The 15,423-nt window shown below is 55.0% G+C and carries 13 protein-coding genes; 6 read left to right on the top strand and 7 right to left on the bottom strand.

Going from position 1 to position 15,423, the window contains the following annotated elements:
• Positions 1–22 precede the first annotated feature (22 nt).
• Complete coding sequence (locus tag BVC71_RS03380) at positions 23–1,177, bottom strand: alanine racemase (protein WP_086450198.1); 1,155 nt, start codon at positions 1,175–1,177, stop codon at positions 23–25.
• Positions 1,178–1,261: 84 nt separating this feature from the next.
• Here BVC71_RS03380 and BVC71_RS03375 point away from each other — a divergent pair, with 84 nt between their 5' ends.
• The 3 genes from BVC71_RS03375 to BVC71_RS03365 all read left to right on the top strand — a co-directional run bounded on the left by BVC71_RS03375 (position 1,262) and on the right by BVC71_RS03365 (position 5,983).
• A complete protein-coding gene (locus BVC71_RS03375) occupies positions 1,262–1,729 on the top strand; it encodes an Lrp/AsnC family transcriptional regulator (RefSeq protein ID WP_240516764.1) in 468 nt (155 codons plus the stop codon).
• A gap of 69 nt (positions 1,730–1,798) precedes the next feature.
• Positions 1,799–4,714, top strand: a complete 2,916-nt coding sequence (locus BVC71_RS03370) for a valine--tRNA ligase (RefSeq protein WP_086450197.1) — start codon at positions 1,799–1,801, stop codon at positions 4,712–4,714.
• Between the two features lie 66 nt (positions 4,715–4,780).
• The gene (locus tag BVC71_RS03365) at positions 4,781–5,983 is read left to right on the top strand and encodes an MFS transporter (protein ID WP_086450196.1); all 1,203 of its coding nucleotides are present in this window, start codon (positions 4,781–4,783) and stop codon (positions 5,981–5,983) included.
• Here the strand turns inward: BVC71_RS03365 and ygfZ are convergent.
• Entirely contained in the window at positions 5,980–6,708 is a 729-nt protein-coding gene (gene ygfZ / locus BVC71_RS03360; protein WP_086450195.1) for a CAF17-like 4Fe-4S cluster assembly/insertion protein YgfZ, read from the bottom strand. The genes BVC71_RS03365 and ygfZ overlap by 4 nt on opposite strands.
• Positions 6,709–6,744: 36 nt before the next feature.
• Positions 6,745–8,493, bottom strand: coding sequence for an ABC transporter ATP-binding protein (locus BVC71_RS03355; protein ID WP_476738573.1), 1,749 nt, complete (start codon positions 8,491–8,493; stop codon positions 6,745–6,747).
• A 127-nt stretch (positions 8,494–8,620) separates the two neighbouring features.
• Here BVC71_RS03355 and BVC71_RS03350 point away from each other — a divergent pair, with 127 nt between their 5' ends.
• Positions 8,621–9,802 (top strand): pyridoxal-phosphate-dependent aminotransferase family protein, encoded by a 1,182-nt coding sequence (locus BVC71_RS03350; protein ID WP_086450193.1) that lies wholly within the window; start codon positions 8,621–8,623, stop codon positions 9,800–9,802.
• A gap of 51 nt (positions 9,803–9,853) precedes the next feature.
• Here the strand turns inward: BVC71_RS03350 and efp are convergent, their stop codons facing one another.
• Complete coding sequence (efp, locus tag BVC71_RS03345) at positions 9,854–10,417, bottom strand: elongation factor P (protein WP_086450192.1); 564 nt, start codon at positions 10,415–10,417, stop codon at positions 9,854–9,856.
• A 226-nt stretch (positions 10,418–10,643) separates the two neighbouring features.
• Between efp and BVC71_RS03340 the strand changes: the two genes are divergently transcribed.
• Entirely contained in the window at positions 10,644–10,967 is a 324-nt protein-coding gene (locus tag BVC71_RS03340; RefSeq protein ID WP_086450191.1) for a DUF6280 family protein, read from the top strand.
• A 125-nt stretch (positions 10,968–11,092) separates the two neighbouring features.
• Positions 11,093–12,550: a cobyric acid synthase gene (locus BVC71_RS03335; protein WP_086450665.1), complete on the top strand. Its 1,458-nt coding sequence runs from the start codon at positions 11,093–11,095 to the stop codon at positions 12,548–12,550.
• Here the strand turns inward: BVC71_RS03335 and BVC71_RS03330 are convergent.
• The 3 genes from BVC71_RS03330 to BVC71_RS03320 all read right to left on the bottom strand — a co-directional run bounded on the left by BVC71_RS03330 (position 12,541) and on the right by BVC71_RS03320 (position 15,404).
• Positions 12,541–13,257 carry a hypothetical protein gene (locus BVC71_RS03330; protein ID WP_086450190.1) on the bottom strand — a complete coding sequence of 239 codons (717 nt, stop codon included), beginning with the start codon at positions 13,255–13,257 and terminating at the stop codon, positions 12,541–12,543. The genes BVC71_RS03335 and BVC71_RS03330 overlap by 10 nt on opposite strands.
• An 84-nt stretch (positions 13,258–13,341) precedes the next feature.
• A complete protein-coding gene (locus BVC71_RS03325) occupies positions 13,342–14,697 on the bottom strand; it encodes a TolC family outer membrane protein (RefSeq protein WP_086450189.1) in 1,356 nt (451 codons plus the stop codon).
• A 53-nt stretch (positions 14,698–14,750) separates the two neighbouring features.
• Positions 14,751–15,404 carry a protein-L-isoaspartate O-methyltransferase family protein gene (locus tag BVC71_RS03320; protein WP_086450188.1) on the bottom strand — a complete coding sequence of 218 codons (654 nt, stop codon included), beginning with the start codon at positions 15,402–15,404 and terminating at the stop codon, positions 14,751–14,753.
• Positions 15,405–15,423: the final 19 nt, after the last annotated feature.

The raw sequence follows: 15,423 nt of genomic DNA, 5'->3' as shown, positions 1-15,423 counted from the left end.
TGCCACCCACATACCCCGCATGCTATACCTGTCCGGCTGCCTCGTATGGTGCATCAATATCGCGAACAACCTGAGTTTGAAAAGCGCCATAGCCATTAAAACGGGTCGTGACACCAGTTACATATGCTCCCATTGATCGAAAAATAATCCAATCGCCTTCGGCAACATCATCTGGCAACCACAAATCTGATTTCAGCAGATCGACACTGTCGCAGGTCGGACCAAACGCGCGGCGCGGCGCACGCGGCCCAGATTTAAAGAGACCGTCTTCGCCCAAAACAGCGCAAGCCGGGGCATCAAACATCACCATTTCAGATAGGCCACCGTAAATACCGTCGGTTAAAAACACCGCGTTTCCGCGCAGCGATTTGACCTGCACCGCATAGGAAAATGCGTCACCAACCAAGCCACGCCCCGGTTCGCATAGCAGTACAGGGCGTTCATCAAACGCGGACATTGCGTCCCGAATAGCAGCGAAAAATGGCTCTAACGGGCGATGCTGCCCATCGCGCCCCGATGGAAAGCCGCCACCCACGTTCAGGCGAACAAGCGTCACTCCTGCCATTTCTGCGATCCGCGCACAGGCATGGATATAGGCGACATAGGCATTCGGATCAGTACACTGCGTTCCTACGTGGAACGTCATTGCGTTCTGGTGGCCATGGGCATCAACCATCTTTAGAATTTCGATGGCCGTTTCTTCGTTCGCACCGAATTTGGCACCGAAATCATACAAGGCACCCGCGACCGGCAGTTTAATCCGTACGGCAATTTCCGCGTCGGCAGCAACGCCGTATTGGATCAATTTCTGATACTCTGCCACCGTATCAACAGACCAAGAGGTCACACCCCCAGCGATCCCTGCCGCGATTTCGGATTTGCTGCGTACAGGGTTATTATAATTCATGGGTGCATTGGGGCAGATACGACGGATTTGTTCGATCTCATCCGGCGAGGCTACATCAAACCCGTTGATGCCATTTTGACAAAGGGTCTGCAGAACTTCGTCTGTTGGGTTGGCTTTAACAGCAAAGGTCACATCCCCCGGAAAGCCGCGCAGAAATTCGTTCAACCGGTCAATAAAAGCGGTCGGAGAAAAGAAATGAATAGGCGCGCCGTCATCGCGGCCTGTTAGAATATCTTTGATCGTCGCAGCTTTAATCGCTTGTTGTAACATGTGCCTCTCCTGTTCTGCTGGTTCAGTATGGGTCGCACACACGTCAATTCATCGTGTCAAATTGCACAAAATGACTCGCAATTCATGCAATCTGACGTCATCATCGTCACTATGACCGAAATTGACGATACAGATCGCGCGTTGATCACCGAATTATCCCGAAACGCCCGCCTGCCCGTTGCGAAACTGGCGGTCATATTAGGGCTGGCCCGCACCACCGTTCAGGCGCGGATTGACCGTTTGGAACGCGCGGGCGTGATTGCCGGCTATACCCTGCGTCTGTCCGAAACCGCGCAGCGCGGATTGATCCGCGCGACCGTGTTGCTGGACATCCGCCCATCGGCCCAAGGCGCGATTGTTAGCCAGTTGAAAAAACTGCGGCAGGTCGAAATGGCGCATACCACCAGCGGGCGGTTTGACCTGTGTTGCGAATTGCGCACGGAAACCACGCTGGAATTGGACCAAACGCTGGATCGCATCGCAGAAATCGACGGCGTCCAGTCGATGGAGACATTAATTCACCTATCGACCAAGATTGACCGCCCGACGTGACGCCTTGCCCCTTTCACTTTGGGCGCTGATTGGATAATCCAAGGCCCAAGACCACAAGGGATCAGAAAAATGGCGATGGAAAAGACGTTCAATGCGGCCGAAGCCGAGGCCCGCATTTACGAAAAATGGGAATCCGCTGGCGCGTTCAAGGCCGGTGCAAATGCCAAAGAAGGCGCTGACAGCTTCACCATTATGATCCCTCCGCCCAACGTGACGGGCGCGCTGCACGTGGGTCACGCATTCAACAACACCATTCAGGATATCCTGATCCGCTGGCACCGCATGCGCGGGTTCGACACTCTGTGGCAGCCGGGCCAAGACCACGCAGGCATCGCAACCCAGTTGCAGGTTGAAAAAATGCTGGCGGCAACCGGCCAACTAGGTCGCCGTGATCTGGGCCGTGATGCGTTTCTGGAAAAAGTCTGGGAATGGAAAGGCGAATACGGTTCGACCATCATCAACCAGCTGAAACGTCTGGGATCGTCCTGTGACTGGTCGCGCAACGCGTTCACCATGTCTGGCGCGCCGAACGCCCCAGCAGGCAACGAAGGCAATTTCCACGACGCCGTGATCAAAGTCTTTGTTGAAATGTACAACAAAGGCCTGATTTACCGCGGCAAACGTCTGGTAAACTGGGACCCGCATTTCGAAACCGCGATTTCGGACCTAGAGGTCGAAAACATCGAAACCGACGGCCATATGTGGCATTTCAAATACCCTCTGGCTGGCGGCGAAACCTACACCTACGTCGAAAAAGACGAAGACGGTAATGTCATCTTTAGCGAAGAGCGGGATTACATTTCCATCGCGACCACCCGCCCTGAAACCATGCTGGGCGACGGCGCGGTTGCTGTACACCACGACGACGAACGCTATGCGCCAATCGTTGGCAAACTGTGCGAAATCCCTGTTGGTCCAAAGGAACAGCGCCGCCTGATCCCGATCATCACCGACGAATATCCAGACATGGCATTCGGTTCGGGCGCGGTGAAAATCACCGGCGCGCATGATTTCAACGACCACGAGGTCGCAAAGCGTGGCAACATCCCGCAGTACCGCCTGATGGACACCCGCGGCGCGATGCGGGCCGACGGCGCCCCCTATGCAGAGGAGGCCGCAAAGGCCGCTGAATACGCGCAGGGCAAAGAATTCACCGTTCAAGAAATCGACGCGATTAATCTGGTGCCCGACGAATATCGCGGCCTAGACCGTTTCGAAGCTCGCCAGAAAGTCATCGACGCCATCACCGCCGAAGGTCTGGCCGTGATGACCAAATCGGACGACCCGCGCCTTGGCCCTCAGCCAAAGCTGAAAAAGGGCGAAGAAGCCCCAGAGGTCACCGACGTCCCGCTGGTCGAAGCCAAGAAAATCATGCAGCCGTTCGGCGACCGTTCCAAGGTTGTCATCGAACCGATGCTGACCGACCAATGGTTTGTTGAAACGTCGAAAATAGTTGGGCCTGCGCTGGACGCGGTCCGCAACGGCGACATCAAAATCATGCCTGAATCGGGCGAAAAGACCTATTACCACTGGCTGGAAAACATCGAACCTTGGTGTATTTCGCGTCAGCTGTGGTGGGGTCACCAGATCCCTGTTTGGTACGACGACGAAGGCAACGCCTATTGCGCCCCGACCGAAGCCGAAGCCATCGAACAATCTGGCGGCAAAACGCTGAAACGCGACCCCGACGTTCTGGATACGTGGTTCAGCTCGGGCCTGTGGCCGATCGGCACGCTGGGCTGGCCGGAGGACACCGCGGAAATGCAAAAGTATTTCCCGACCGACGTTCTGGTCACCGGCTTTGACATCCTGTTCTTCTGGGTTGCGCGCATGATCATGATGCAGCTGGCTGTCGTGGACGAAATTCCGTTCCACACGGTTTATCTGCACCAGCTTGTCCGCGACGAAAAGGGCAAGAAAATGTCGAAAACCACCGGCAACGTGATCGATCCGCTGGTGATCATCGACGAATACGGTGCAGACGCCCTGCGTTTCACCAACGCGTCCATGGCGGCGATCGGCGGCGTTCTGAAACTGTCCGAAGACCGCATCAAAGGTTACCGCAACTTCTCCACCAAACTGTGGAACGCGTCCCGCTTTGCCGAAATGAATGGCGCAGTGCATGGTCACGATGGTATCCCTGCGGCGACCGCAACGGTGAACAAATGGATCATCGGCGAAACCGCTCGCGTCCGCGAAGAGGTAGACGCAGCCATCGCTGCCTATCGTTTTAACGATGCGGCATCAGCTCTGTACGGGTTTGTCTGGGGCAAGGTTTGCGACTGGTACGTCGAATTTTCGAAACCATTGCTGATGGACGGCGCGGACGATGTCAAAGCCGAAACCCAAAAGGTAATGGGCTGGGTCATCGACCAATGTTTGATCCTGTTGCACCCGATTATGCCATTCATCACCGAAGAGCTGTGGGACACGCTGGGCGACCGTTCTGACATGCTGGCACTGACCGATTGGCCAACCTACACGGCGGCGGAACTGGTTGACGCATCGGCAGATCAGGAAATGAACTGGGCGATTTCGATGATCGAAGGCATCCGTTCGGCCCGCGCGCAGATGAACGTGCCTGTTGGTCTGTACGTCCCTGTTGTGATGCAGGACGCTGATGCAAATGCAAAATCGGCGCTGGCGAACAACGAAACCCTGATCAAACGTCTGGCCCGCGTTGGTGACATCACCGAAGCCGCCGAGGCGCCAAAGGGGTCGATCACCATCACCACAACTGGCGCGACCTTTGCTCTACCATTGGCGGACATCATCGACGTGGACAAAGAAAAGGCCCGCATCGAAAAAGCGATCGGCAAACTGGCCAAAGAAATCGGCGGCCTAAAGGGGCGTTTGAACAACCCTAAATTCGTCGAAAGCGCGCCAGAGGAAGTCATCGAAGAATCCAAAGCGAACCTTGCCCTACGCGAGGAAGAAGACGCCCAGCTAAAGGCCGCATTGGCCCGACTGGCAGAAATCGGATAACGGAACGGGGCGCCAATTGGCGCCCTTTTCTTTGATCTGTCGCGGTTTGCACTACGTACTTAATGCATGACCCAACCCAGTTTCTGGCGGGTTGGCGTTTTCGCGCTGGCCCTTGCTGCCGCAGGCATCCCAATCTACATCCACCTGCCCCGTTATGCGGCGGCGGACCTAGGCGTGCCGCTGACAACACTGGGCGCCCTGCTGATGGCGATCCGCCTGTTTGATCTGGTACAGGACCCGTTGCTAGGCCGCATGATCGACCGTTACCCGCAATGGCGCGTTGCCTTCGGGTGGGCTGCGATGATCTTATTAGGTGGCGGGTTTGCCATGGTGTTTTCCGTCCCTGCCCCAATTCCCGTCACAGCGTGGCTATTGCTATCGCTGATGGTTGTTTTCACAGGCTATTCGCTGGGCACAATCCTAATGTACGGCCAAAGCCGAGCCATCGGCGACAAAAGGCAGCTGCGCTTGTCGATTTTTCGTGAAACTGGATTGTTGGTGGGCGTCATAGTCGCTGCCGCTGCCCCCAGTGTTTTAGGCGATTACCGCGCATTTGGTTGGGGGATCGCTGCCATTGCGATCATCGCTGCCATTTGTGCGGCCCCACTGTGGAGGCAGCCTGCTCCGCCAGATACGCCGATCACGTTGCAGGCGTTGCGCCACAGCGGCGCGGTTTGGCTCATCGCGCTCGCTTTGGTGAACAGCCTACCCGTGGCGATCAGTTCGACACTTTTCTTATTCTATGTCGAGGACCGTCTGGCATTGCCAGAGTTGGCTGGCCCCTATTTGATCCTGTTCTTTATCGCATCAGGCATCGCCATCCCGATCTGGAGCCGCCTTGCCGCGCAGTTCGGCGCTAAAAGGATATTGCTAACGGCGCAGTGCCTGTCGATCCCCGCCTTTGTCGGTGCATTTTACCTGAACACAGGCGATGCGACAGGATTTGCGATCATTTGCACCGCGTCCGGTTTTGTGATCGGCGCCGATCTGGTTTTATTGCCAACGCTGTTCACGGCGCTGCTGGCGAGGAATAATATTGCGGGCGGCGCGGCATTCGGCCTGTGGTCTTTTGCGACCAAGGCTTCGTTGGCCTGTGCCGCGCTGATCGTTCTGCCCGCCTTGGGTTGGGCTGGATTTGTTGCAGGGCAAGCCAATGATGAAACGGCCCTGACCACATTGGCAGCAGCATACGCGCTGCTACCTTGCGTTTTAAAAATGGGCGCGATTGCATTGGTTTTGCTGATGCCGCGCGACCTGTTGCGGCTTTAGATACGTGTGACGACAGCGTCGCCCGCTGTCATTTCACCGTCCGCACGGTCAAACCGCAAATAGGCCAACGCGCGGTCGCCTGAAACAGTGTGGATCGTCCCAGCCTCTTTTTCGCCCGCCATGATCGTCGTGCCCGGCGCGACGGAGCCAGAGACTGCGACTTGAGCCAGACCTTTTTTCAGTTCGGTTTTGTGTTTCATACGCGCGGTGACCTCTTGGCCGACATAGCAGCCTTTTTTGAAGTCAACGCCGTTCAAACGCTCGAACCCCATTTCCAGAATGTAACTGTCTGGACCCAATTCGATGCCAGTCGCGGGAACAGCATTCGCTACCCGCAGCGCGTCGAAATCCACATCCGAAGGCACATCAACACCATACAGTCGCCAGCCCAAATCGGCGCTACGGGGGTCCAAATAGGCCCCATCAGGCACATCACCCGCACCGCAAGACACGGACATATCAATGGGACTGATCACGACGTCGGCACGAAGTTTGTACATAGACAACCGTTGCGCCAGACCAGCCGCAAGAGACGCATCGACATCGATCAAAATGCGGTCAGGTTCGCCGATGATAAAGAAATCGGCCAGATATTTACCCTGAGGCGTCAACAGCGCCGCATAGATGATCCCACCAGCCGCTTTGTTCACGTCATTGGTGACCAAACCTTGCAGGAATTTGACGCGGTCATTTCCTGTAATTTCCAAAATTTGGCGATTGGTCATGTCGTATCCTTTAATCTGCTTTAGCCGATATAGGTCTTAATCTTCGGACTGGAACTGTAGGCGGTACAAATCTGCGTAAATACCGCCCCGCTCTATCAATTCATCATGGGTGCCCTGATCCATCACGCGGCCTTTGTCCATAACGACGATTTTGTCGGCATTCCGCACAGTCGACAGACGGTGCGCAATGACCAACGTGGTGCGCCCCTTGGACAGGGTTTCTAACGCATCCTGAACAATCTTTTCGCTTTTTGTATCCAAGGCCGAGGTTGCCTCATCAAGCAACAGCGCTGGCGTGTTCCGCAGGAGTGCCCGCGCGATGGCCACGCGCTGACGCTGACCGCCTGACAAATTCATGCCGCGCGGACCTGCTGGGCTGTTCAAACCATCGGGCATGCGCGGCAGGAAATCTGCGACATGCGCAGCCTTTAACACTTGATCCAGATGGTCTGGATCCACATCGCGGCCTAACACAATGTTTTCGCGAATGGTTTCATCGAACAGCGCCGCGTCTTGGCTGACCACGGAAAATAACGACCGCAGGTCTGCCAAATCGGCCTCATTCGTGGCGACATCCCCAACCATGACGCGGCCCGATTGCGGTTCAACCAAACGCGTCAATATATTGAAAACAGTGGATTTACCCGCGCCAGAAGCCCCAACCAAAGCCGTTGTTTTTCCAGCCTCAGCTACGAAACTAGTGCCGCGTAGAACAGGCAAGTCACCATAGGCCAGCTCAACATCATCCAAGGTGATATCTGGGGCCGTTGTTGGCAGAGGTTTCGGCAATGCGGGCGATACTAAGGTTGGCTGCGTTTGCAAAATCTTTTGCACCCGTTCCACGCTGGCCGCAGCATTCTGGACTTGCCCTGATACCGCGCCCAATTTGCGCAGCGGTTCAAATGCCAATGCCATGGCCGTGAAAAACCCCATGAATTCACCAACCGTTTTTTCGCCTGCAATGATTTCAGTGCCGCCAAAAAACAGAACGAAGGTGAATCCGATGCCTGTCATGATATCGATTAACGCTGGAATTGATGACATGCCTAATGTGGCTTTCACCTCAGCCCTTACGCGAGTATCGGCTAGGGTGGCGTAACGATCCGACTGGTAGGTTTCCAACGTGTTCAGTTTGATCGGGTTGATGCCGTGGAACACTTCGTCCAGCTGGGTCGACATCCGACCTGCAATTTCGCGCGCCGCTTTGGATTTACGGCGCACGTAGCCTTGAACCATCAAAGACGGCAAAACCAACACAGGGATTCCGACCAACGCCACAGCGGTCCATTTCAGATCGATCGAAATCGCAACGCCAAACAGCCAGATTACAGAAATCAGATCACGCGATAGGCTGGTGACGATACCGGTCCATACCTGTCCGATGGCGTTTACATCGCCTTGTACCCGTTCAATCAGGTGACCGGGCGGGTGATTTTGGTGAAACGATGTATCCAACCACATCAAATGTCGCAGCATATCCATACGCATGGATGCGTTGGTTTTTTCGCTGACCCTTTTGATCATGACCTTTTGCACAACCGAACTGATTGCGCGCACGGTGAAAATGCCCATCACAGCCAACCCGACCATCCAGATTGCGCCGCTTTGTCCTTCGATAAAAACGGAATCGAACATCGGCCGAATGACCATGGACAAAAGGCCCAGCATTGACCCTTCGATCATCATGAACAGCATGGCAACCGCCAGACCTGACCATTGGAATTTCAGATATCCAGACCAAAGCCATTTTAACAACTTTGCGACGGAGGTATTTTTATCAGCCACGGCTGCACCTTTTGTGTTCACGTCCCTATCGGATACCGACAAACCCGCCCGATGGAAACCCATCGCCGATTGACGCTGCGAAAGCCTGCGTTATCGTCTGGTCAGAATTTTGAATAGGTAGTCAATAATGTCACTTGCCAACGGCCGCCCCTATCTGGCCATTCCCGGCCCGTCGCCTCTGCCCGACCGTGTTATTCAGGCGATGGTTCGCCCCTCGGCCAATATCTACGAAGGCGAATTATCGCAAACCGTAGAGACGATCATTCCAGATTTACGCGACATCGCCCGCACCAAAGGCAAAGTGGCTATCTATATTTCAAACGGGCATGGCGCATGGGAAGCCGCGCTGTCCAACACGCATTCACGCGGTGACCGCGTTCTGGCATTGACCACGGGCCGCTTTGGCCATGGCTGGTCCGAAGCCGCGCGAGGACTGCAATTAGATGTCGTGGTCGAAGATTTCGGCCAAGACAAAACCGTCGATATCGAACGCGTGGCGGAAATACTGTCTCAGGACAAAGATCATAAGATCAAATCGGTGCTTGCGGTCCATGTGGACACGTCAACGGGTGTCAAAACAGACATTCCAGCGCTGCGCCGTGCGATGGACGACGCGAACCACCCTGCGCTGCTGCAAGTGGATTGCATCGCGACCATGGGCTGCGATCAGTTCGAAATGGACGCATGGGGCGCAGATGTGACGCTTGCGGCCAGTCAAAAGGGTCTGATGACACCCCCAGGTTTATCATTTGTCTGGTTCAACGACCGCGCCGCAGCAGCCCGCGAAACTGCCGATCTGGCAACGCCCTATTGGGATTGGAAACCGCGGGTCAAACCTGAACTGTTCTACCAACACTTTAATGGGACTGCGCCCACCCACCTAATTTATCCGCTACGCACCGCACTGGACATGATCAAAGAAGAAGGCCTGGAGAACGTCTGGGCGCGCCATGAAACACTGGCCCGCGCTGTTTGGGCCGCCGTTGATGCGTGGGGCACCGTTGGCGACATGCGGTTGAATGTGGCCGATCCCGACATGCGCGGACGTTCGGTCACGTCGATCTACCTAGGCAATGGCGACGGCGATCGCCTGCGGCATTGGTGTGAACATCAGGCAGGTGTGACGCTGGGCATCGGTTTGGGCCGCGCGCCCACCTCTGACTGGTTCCGCATCGCGCATATGGGCCACGTAAATGCACATATGACGTTGGGTGTTCTGGCCGTCGTCCAATCTGGGCTAACAGCTTTGGGCATCCCCCACGGCCCTGGCGCGTTAGAAGCCGCGACCCAAGTCATCGCCAAAGCGTAAAAAAAAAGGCGCCCGATTGGGCGCCTTTTCAATTCACGGATTCGCTTAAAATTATGCGCGTTCCGAATAGGTCATTGTGTCGGTGTTCACGATGATCGCCTCACCCGTCGCGATGAACGGAGGCACAGTGATACGAACGCCGTTATCCAGAACCGCTGGTTTGTAGCTGTTCGCAGCGGTCTGGCCTTTGACGACAGGCTCTGTGTCTTCAACAGTGCAGGTGACTTTCTGCGGCAGGGACACGTTCAGTGCCTCTTCTTCATAGTATTCAACAGTAGCGATCATGCCGTCTTGCAGGAACGGGCGGCGTTCACCCAGCAGTTCAGCGTCGATCTGGGTCTGCTCGAACGTTTCCGAATCCATGAAAATCAACATGCCGTCGTCTTCGTACAGGAATTGCTGATCTTTTTGTTCCAGACGGACCTTTTCAACCTTGTCGTCCGAACGGAAACGTTCGTTCAGTTTCCGGCCATCACGCAGGTTTTTCATTTCGACCTGAGCAAAAGCACCGCCTTTACCTGGTTTGACGTGGCCAACTTTGACCGCAGCCCACAAACCGCCGTCATGTTCAAGGATGTTACCTGGCTTAATTTCATTACCGTTGATTTTTGGCATCGGTGTTTTGTCTCAGTTTTGTGTCAGTTTGGTTGTTTTTACGGCACTCCCACCTATATCGATGGTTGTGACGGGCGTTCCGGAGCTAAATATGCGAAGTCTGGCAAATTACCTATGCACAAATTGCATAGCAGACATTCCAAAAGAGAACCCCAGAATCGGTTCAAAATAGGCATATTGCGCTTCACGCCGTAATCACAAGAGCAAAAACAACAAAGGATACGAAATGGCTGATTTCGTTGATGGCACCGCATTCAACAACGAGCAAGGCAACCGCGCACGCAAACTGTTTGCTGCTGTTGTTTTGGCCGCGTTGGACGATGCAATTGCCGACGATAAAAAATACGGCAACGGTCCTGAACAGATCGCTCGCTGGGCACGTTCGCGCGATGGTCGCGAAGTATTGTCCTGTGCGGGCATTGATCCGAACGAACGTGTTGTGTCGGGTCTGATGGAATTTGTTGCAAAGGGTGTTCGTACCTCTGTCGCGCTGTCGCGCGAAGAATCCGAACGTCGCAACGCCGCTGCTGCAGTTGACGAAGCTGCATAAACTATCGCTGTAATATTCGCGGGCACCCTCCTGCCCGTTTGGTTTCGGAAACGCGGTCCTCTGCTCGGGCCGCGTTTCTGATTCTGGGGCTATCCATTGCCGTCTGCGGCGCCTACACATTCGCCATGACCAAAGCGATTATGATTCAAGGCGCCGGTTCGAACGTCGGCAAATCTATGTTGGTGGCTGGATTGTGCCGCGCCTTCAAACGGCGCGGATTATCGGTTGCCCCGTTCAAACCGCAAAACATGTCGAACAACGCAGCCGTCACCCCAGATGGTGGCGAAATTGGCCGCGCACAAGCATTACAGGCTTTGGCCTGCGGCCTGCCCCCACACGTCGACATGAACCCCGTTTTGCTGAAACCAGAATCGGAAACGGGCGCACAGGTCATCGTTCAGGGCAAACGCATCGACACCCAAGAGGCGCACGCCTATGGCAAAAAGAAAGAAACCTTGATCGGGCCGGTCTTGGACAGCTTTCATCGTTTGGCCCGCGCCCATGACCTGATCATCGTCGAGGGCGCTGGGTCCCCCGCCGAGGTAAACCTGCGTAAAGGCGACATCGCCAATATGGGCTTTGCCGAGGCTGCAGGGGTTCCGGTCATCTTATTCGGCGACATTGATCGCGGCGGCGTCATCGCGCAGCTTGTTGGGACTCATGTTGTCCTACCAGCCGCAGATCGCGCCCACATCCGCGCTTTTGGCATCAACAAATTTCGCGGCGACACATCGTTGTTTGCGGATGGCATGACAGCGATTACAGACCACACCGGATGGCCTGCCGTCGGTATTCTGCCGTGGTTCATGGAAGCTTGGCGCCTACCAGCCGAAGACGTATTGGATCTGCATGGTCGCCCAGGTGGGCATATTAAAATCGCAGTTCCAAAATTATCGCGGATTGCCAATTTTGATGATCTGGATCCACTGTCCGCAGAACCGGACGTAACGGTTGAGATCATTGAACACGGTCACCCACTAACTGCGGATGCTGATCTAGTGCTTATTCCGGGGACCAAATCCACCGTTGCTGACACAGCCTATTTCCGCGCGCAGGGGTGGGACATCGACCTAAAAGCCCACATCAGACGCGGCGGCCTGGTCTTGGGTATCTGCGGCGGCTATCAGATGCTGGGACAAATGATCCACGATGATCAGGGGTTAGAGGGTCCGCCGTCGGTAATAGAAGGTCTAGGGCACTTAAACACCACGACACACATGCAGTCGCAAAAGCGCGTTAAAATAACGAATGCACAGCACATTGTGTCAGGCTGCGCGGTGTCAGGCTATGAAATCCATTTGGGCGATACCACTGGGCCTGACACAGCGCGGCCATGGCTGACGATTGATGGCAATCCCGAAGGCGCAACATCATCCGATGGACGGATCATGGGGTGCTATATCCACGGATTGTTTGCGTCAGACGCCTTTCGGGCGGCATTTTTGCGTGACTTGGGCGGGTCATCAAAAACGGCCTATGGCGACACAGTTGAGAACGCATTGGACGCATTAGCACAACACATCGAAACCCATCTGGATGTCGATTTGATCGCGTCGCTCGCTGAAACGGTCGATTATTCGTAAGTCTTTGACGACAGGGCGCGATAAATTTCGCGGCGCACCAATTTGCGGACGTTGCGGGTGATCCGTTCACCCAGCGCGCCTTGCAATTCGGACCGCACGATATCTGTAACCAATTCGCGCAGCATCGTTTCATCGAACTGCGGCGTCGCGGTCAGATAGTCGTCGATGTTTTCATCCAATTCACCCAGATCGGGGTCATCGCTTTCGACATCATGTTCGTCATCAGTGTTGAATTCTTCGGCCATTGCTTCGGCCACCATTTCGGCGACTGGTGCAGCAAGCTGTTGTTCAACAACGGTTTCCACTAAATCGGCGTCAGGGACTTCAGCCATATCCACCGATGCAAAGCTGAGCGGTGTCGCGGCCAAATCTTCGATTTCGTCGCCTTCGGGTTCGAAACTGGTCTGTTCGGTATGAACTGCGGCCTCTAGTTCTGCGATCATACGCTCTAGATCGGTCGCATTTTCATCGACGTCTTCGGATACAGATTCGGTCGATTCGGTTGGCGTATCTTCAACAACGCGCAACGCAGGTGTCAGGACGAATTTATCAGCAGGCTCGCTTTGTGTCGCCTCGGCGACAGGCTCGGACGCCTTATTTTGCTGCTGCAACGGTGCCGCAGGGCGTGTCCATTCGCTCTCAGACACAAGCCTGCGGATCGATGTCAGAACGTCTTCGATTTCAACATTCGTCTGTGGATCGGACATGTCATTTCCCTGCTCGTTGGGGTTAGAGTTTACCCAAAGCACACCAACCACACAACCGACACCACATTAACGATGGTTAAACTCTTAGCGAATTGCCTCGAGCACACGTTCGATTGCCTGACCTTGAGGCGAAATGCGAATTGGCGCGCTTTCGACCATATTATAGTGGCCAATTACGTCATAAGTTTGGACAGGTAGGTCCAAATGATCAACGTTTAGCAATCCAACTGCATAAAGAATGCCATATGTCGCTTCGACCACGGCCGCGCGCGCATCAACTAGGTTCGCACGCGCATCAAGCAGCGTTTGTTCGGCATTCAGCACGTCGATTGTGGTGCGTGAACCTGCGTTCGCCTCTTCGCGGACACCGTCAAACGCCAGTTGCGACGCGGTCACGCCCTGACGATAGGCCTCGCTAGCGGCAACGGCAGCCTGATAGCTGGCAAACGCGCTAGTGACAGCTTGTTCAACGGATAGAGTTGCAACATGCAGTGCCGCGCGCAGACGGTCACGGGTCGCTTGTGCAGAACGGACTGCGCTGGATTGCGCGCCACCTGCATAAATCGGACCTGACATCGACAAGCTAAACTGTCGTGCCACGCTGAATTCGCTGAAATCAGACCGACCTGCCCCCATCTGGGCCTGAGCGCTGACCGATGGACCAGCGGCCGATTCTGCAATTTGGATCGCCAATTCTGCTGCTGCAATCGAATGCTGTAACGAACGGATCGCGGGATGATTGCGTACAGCAAAATCGCGGGCTTGGGCCACTGACATACCGATATTTGCGTTTGGTGCTGTTGCCAAAGATCCTGGCGCATGACCAACGGCCACGCGATAAGACTCTTCTGCTGTAATCAGGTTGCCCTGAGCCACAGCCAATAGCGAACGAGCGGATGCCAACTCTGCCTCGGCTAACGATACGTCGGTACGAGTCACCTCGCCCACATCGAAACGATCGCGGGCCGCGCGCAATTCTTGGGTCAGAACGCGTACGTTGCTTTGACGCAGGTTTACAAATTCACGGGCGGTTTGGACGTCTAAATAGGCCTGAATGGCTGTTAGTAGGACATCTTGCTCTGCGCTTAGCAATTCTTGACGAGTGCCCAGCACTGCCTCTTTGGCTGCATCAACAGCCATGCGGTTTGCACCGCCATCATACAACGTCAAACCAGCGACCAAAGCGTAGGTTTCGCTCCAGACTTCGGTGGCGTCATTGATGGATGCTGATGCGCTATAGCTTAGCGTTGGGCGCAGCGCGGCAACAGCACTAGCGACATCTTCGTCGGCGGCACGCAAAACTGCGCGGTTTTGATCAAGAAGGCCGCTGGAATTATAGGCGGATACCAATGCATCCCCCAATGTTTCGGACCAAGCGGCCGACGTCGTTGTGACAAGGGCGATTACAGCAGTCGCTGCGACGATAGACTTACGAAACATGAAAGGTCCTTTTCTTTCGTATTCATGCTGCCACCGCCCCTGACATTGTTGTCTTACAGGGCGAAGGACGCCTTTTGTTCAAAACCCGGTAGAACCGGAGCATTGGCATTAAACGCCATACGCCAGTTTATACGGCCATCCAGTTTATATCCGACGCGAACGGTGCCCAATTCGCCTTCGGCGAACAATGCAGCGATACGACCACCTTCTTTCAACTGGCTTAACAGCGCATCAGGTAGAACCTCGACCGCGCCTTGCAAGATGATGACATCATAAGGGCCAGACTTTGCAGCACCTTCGGTCAGTGGGCCCGCAATAACAGCCGCATTATCGACGCCTTGTTCGGACAGAATCGATTGTGCTTCTTCTGCGCGGGTTTCGTCGTCTTCGACTGCGGCAACGAAATCGACCATATGTGCCAGAACAGCGGTCGAATAGCCTAGGCCACAAGCGATATCCAAAACGACTTCGTTCGCTTGCAGGTCCAGCGCGTCCAGCATTTTTGCCAGCGTGCGCGGTTCCAGCACAACACGGCCAGCGGACAAAGGCAGGTTTTCACCTACATAGGCCGCTTCGCGCTGATCATCCGGCACATAAGCCTCGCGCGGGACCGACAGCATCGCGTCGATAATCGGAAATTTGGTCACGTCCGAAGGACGGATTTGCGTGTCGACCATCATGGTCCGGCGGGTGGAATAATCTGCCACGATCTAAACTCTTTCGTTC

Source organism: Marivivens niveibacter, from assembly GCF_002150005.2.
GTDB classification, from domain to species: Bacteria; Pseudomonadota; Alphaproteobacteria; order Rhodobacterales; family Rhodobacteraceae; genus Marivivens; species Marivivens niveibacter.
Note: the sequence above shows the minus strand (reverse complement) of the source record. Positions and strands in the feature narration are given on the sequence as shown.

Coding starts and splice junctions, on each gene's coding strand:
- BVC71_RS03380 (WP_086450198.1), bottom strand. CDS start 1,177: ATGTTACAACAAGCGATTAAAGCTGCGACGATCAAAGATATTCTAACA.
- efp (WP_086450192.1), bottom strand. CDS start 10,417: ATGCCAAAAATCAACGGTAATGAAATTAAGCCAGGTAACATCCTTGAA.
- ygfZ (WP_086450195.1), bottom strand. CDS start 6,708: ATGACCAATCGCCAAATTTTGGAAATTACAGGAAATGACCGCGTCAAA.
- BVC71_RS03365 (WP_086450196.1), top strand. CDS start 4,781: ATGACCCAACCCAGTTTCTGGCGGGTTGGCGTTTTCGCGCTGGCCCTT.
- BVC71_RS03370 (WP_086450197.1), top strand. CDS start 1,799: ATGGCGATGGAAAAGACGTTCAATGCGGCCGAAGCCGAGGCCCGCATT.
- BVC71_RS03325 (WP_086450189.1), bottom strand. CDS start 14,697: ATGTTTCGTAAGTCTATCGTCGCAGCGACTGCTGTAATCGCCCTTGTC.
- BVC71_RS03330 (WP_086450190.1), bottom strand. CDS start 13,257: ATGTCCGATCCACAGACGAATGTTGAAATCGAAGACGTTCTGACATCG.
- BVC71_RS03375 (WP_240516764.1), top strand. CDS start 1,262: ATGCAATCTGACGTCATCATCGTCACTATGACCGAAATTGACGATACA.
- BVC71_RS03350 (WP_086450193.1), top strand. CDS start 8,621: ATGTCACTTGCCAACGGCCGCCCCTATCTGGCCATTCCCGGCCCGTCG.
- BVC71_RS03335 (WP_086450665.1), top strand. CDS start 11,093: ATGACCAAAGCGATTATGATTCAAGGCGCCGGTTCGAACGTCGGCAAA.
- BVC71_RS03340 (WP_086450191.1), top strand. CDS start 10,644: ATGGCTGATTTCGTTGATGGCACCGCATTCAACAACGAGCAAGGCAAC.